Genomic DNA, 3,424 nt, shown 5'->3' on the forward strand with positions numbered 1-3,424 from the left:
CCGGCCGCAATGAGGGAGAGCAGCACCCCCAGCGCGAGACCATTGAACACTTGTGACATGAATAGGCCCAGGCTAGGCATACGAGTCCCCCTCCTTGTTAGTCAACCAGATCGAAGCCTTATGCTGCGGGCGACATCTTGCAGCCTGCATAACCCACAGGCGGCAATGTTGTCACGCCGTCAGCGATTGCCACGACATCGACCAGGTCGTCTTTATCCTTGATCTCGGAAGGCTTCTTGCCGCGCACCACGACAAAGTTGGCGGCGCCATCATGATCTTCTTGACGGAAGTAAACCTCTCCGCCCATGGTGTGCGGACGCTTGTGATTGACACCGTCTTCCAGCGCCTTGACGACTTCAGCCGGATAGAACGTGCCGGCCCGTTCGATGGCATCCGCCCACAACAGCATGCTCATGTAGGCGTTATGCTCTGGGTCGCGGGGCTTGGCGCCAAACTTGGCCTCATAGGCTTCGACGAAATCCTTGCCCACCTCGTTTTTCAGGGATTCGTTCCACCAGAAATCCATGGTGCCGTGCACGCCTTCCATAATTTCGGGGCCAACCTCTTCGAGCATGTATGCCGGCATATAAGGCACGCACATCTTCATGTTTTTCAACACGCCGAACTGGTGCGCCTGCTTCGCCGAGTTGACCGCATCAGCGCCGTAATCAAGATTGATCAGGATATCCGCGCCGCTATTGGCGATATTGAGCATGTAGGCGCTGTAATCGGTCGCGCCCAAAGGATGGACTTGCGGAGCATCAATGGTGGTCCAGCCCTGCGCTTGAGTGAATTCGCGCATATGGTCGTGGATGGAGTGACCATAGTTATAGTCAGGAACGAGATAGACGGCCTTCATGTTCTTGCCATAGGACTCGGCCAGCACAGGGGCGATCGCCTTGGCTGCGGTGTAGGCATGGTGGCACAAACGGAAGCCGTAGCGACGGCAATCTTTGCCTGTGGTATCGCTGGAACCGCTGATTATCGGGAAATACAAAGTCTTGGCACGCTCGCAGGTATTCTGCAAGGCAATCGCAACCGAACTGCTGACACTGCCGGCAATCATCATTGCCTTGTCCTGGCGAATGAAGCGGGTTGCCGCCTGAACCGCGCTGTTGGGCTTGGTCTCGGCATCGCCTATCGCCAGTACCAGCTTCTTGCCGAGAATCCCTTTTTTGGTCAGCGGCGATACTTTCTTGATGCGTTCATCACCGTTATTGATCAGTTCGGCCGCCAGTTCAAAACCTCGGCGCTGCCCGGCGCCTTCCGCCGAGTATGGACCTGTCAAATCCAGCGTCAGTCCGGCTACAACGGTATCGCCTGCAACGCCATCAGGATAGTTCCCCAGTTTGGGGTAGTCTTTATTCTGGGCAAACGCTGCCGAGCTATATACGCTCGGGACTAAAAGACCGCCGGCTGCGCCTGCGCCTGTCTTCAGAAAACTGCGGCGATTGGTGGAGCCTGCTGCGATATCGTGAGTCTTTGTCTCTTTCACTGCTACTCTCCTTTGAGTATTTCTGAGACGCGCTTAGGCGTCTTCCAGTTTCCATAGCCAAGCCGCACCCCTCCCCTGACGGCGATGGTTTCATCTTGACTTCTGGAAGGTGCTCTGCATCGATATGAATGCGTATACGAGCTTTTTTGTCTACCGGTGTATTTCTAGTTTTTCAGCCAGCCGTCAACGTTGTTACGATTTGTTTTGCCCGACGACTGAACCGAGGTTATCAAAACAGATAACCTCCCACTCGTCCGAAACGGACATTTCCTGTCTCGAATCCGACTATGAAAATGAAATTGAGGGTAAACGTGGAGGAAATCGAATACTACTTGTCGGAGGATTTGCCTAAAACACCGACCTCGCGCGATTCTTCCACATGGCGCACGCCCCGAATCTGGGCAAGCACTTTGACTCTGGATGCTTCTATTGTTCCTGAAATAACACCCACGGTCGTCATCTGCCGCTGAACGTCCATGCCAGCCGCTTTACAGCTTTCCACGATCTCAGAAAAATGAACGAGATAAGTTTCCTCGACAATGAGAGAAACAAGCAGCTTGGTCATGGATTTGCCTATACGGTATTAAGGAGCCTGGATCAAGCCAGCCCCAACATCTCGAGACGGCAGCGCCAAGCGGCGCGTGCCTTGAAGCACCAGGCTCAATAAAACACGACCACGCGCATCGGGCTGAGCCTGGGCATGCAGCGCGGCAATACCCGACACGAAGGGAGTGGCCATGCTGGTGCCGCTAATGGTGTTATAGCGCTCAGGCTCGGGCCATGCCGACAGCACGGCAACGCCGGGTGCCGCCACATCGACCTGACCGCCTTCTTGAACCAGCCCGCCACTGGAAAATGCTGCAACCTGTAAAGACGAGTCCACCGCCGCGACTGCGACTATGGATGGGCAATTGGCGGGGTGGGAAACTGGAGCAATATAGTCAGGGCGTCGGCTGTCGTTGCCGGCCGCCGCAATAATGACGGTGCCTGCGGCCAACGCGCGCTTGGCAACCTCTTCAAAAATCTCCGAATATGCCTGGCCATCCTGCAACGTGCTACCCAGCGACATGGATACGACCCGGCATTCGTTTTCAATAGCCCAGTTAATGCCTTCAAGCACGCCACCATCAGCGCCGCCGCCTTCATTGCTTAGTACTTTGCCAATATATAGCTCCGCTTCACCAGCCACGCCGTATCGGGGAAGGACAGACGGCGTAGCAGGGCCAGCGGCTATTCCGGCGCAATGCGTGCCATGCCCATTGCCATCCTGCGCTTGCTCGCCCTCGATAAAAGACTGCGAGACGATACTGCGGCCGGCAAAATCAGGATGGGTCAGATCCAGTCCGGTATCCAGCACAGCCAGGCGCACGCCTTTCCCAGTATAGGACGACTCAGCCACCTTGGTTTCCTGAATGCCCCAGGTCAATGACGTTTCGTCGTCGACGACGGCTTCCTGAAGCTTTGCACTCTTTCGTTTCGCTATCGCGTGCACCCGTCGTTCGGGCTCGATGGCCAGAATGGCGCCATCGGAGCCGGCAACGGCCATACCAAGCTGCTGATGTTTATCGGGCGCGCATTTGACAAGTGCAACGCCTATGCGCTCAAAGACAATGGCGCAGTGATCCGCCAAGGTGTAGTGCCGTGCGCTTTCGGGCGAGCCTTCAGTTGAACTGACTACGTTCACTCCCGCGGTGGCTGTCAAAACCTTGAGGGCTTGAGCGGTTTTGTCTTTACACAACAAAACCAGATAACGACCCGTAACATCTTGAACTGCGGCGGCAGGCGCTTTCGGCTTCTTGTCGGGCTTGGGCATTCGCATCTCCTGAACAGGTGGCAGGCATGTCGCTAAAGACTAGCCGTCCACTGTCAGCATGCTAGCGCCCATACAGCGCGTCAAGCCGAAATTACAACATTTGGTGTCTTTAGCGC

3 protein-coding genes are annotated in these 3,424 nt (G+C 55.7%); all 3 read right to left on the reverse strand.

Going from position 1 to position 3,424, the window contains the following annotated elements:
* Positions 1–118: 118 nt before the first annotated feature.
* Positions 119–1,495, reverse strand: a complete 1,377-nt coding sequence (locus tag ABWO67_RS19220; protein ID WP_353154937.1) for a substrate-binding protein — start codon at positions 1,493–1,495, stop codon at positions 119–121.
* 328 nt (positions 1,496–1,823) lie between these two features.
* A complete protein-coding gene (locus ABWO67_RS19225; protein ID WP_353154940.1) occupies positions 1,824–2,060 on the reverse strand; it encodes a hypothetical protein in 237 nt (78 codons plus the stop codon).
* Positions 2,061–2,078: 18 nt separating this feature from the next.
* Entirely contained in the window at positions 2,079–3,308 is a 1,230-nt protein-coding gene (locus ABWO67_RS19230) for a S8 family peptidase (protein ID WP_353154943.1), read from the reverse strand.
* Positions 3,309–3,424 lie beyond the last annotated feature (116 nt).

It is taken from the genome of Pollutimonas bauzanensis, from assembly GCF_040393045.1.
GTDB classification, from domain to species: Bacteria; Pseudomonadota; Gammaproteobacteria; order Burkholderiales; family Burkholderiaceae_B; genus Pollutimonas; species Pollutimonas bauzanensis_A.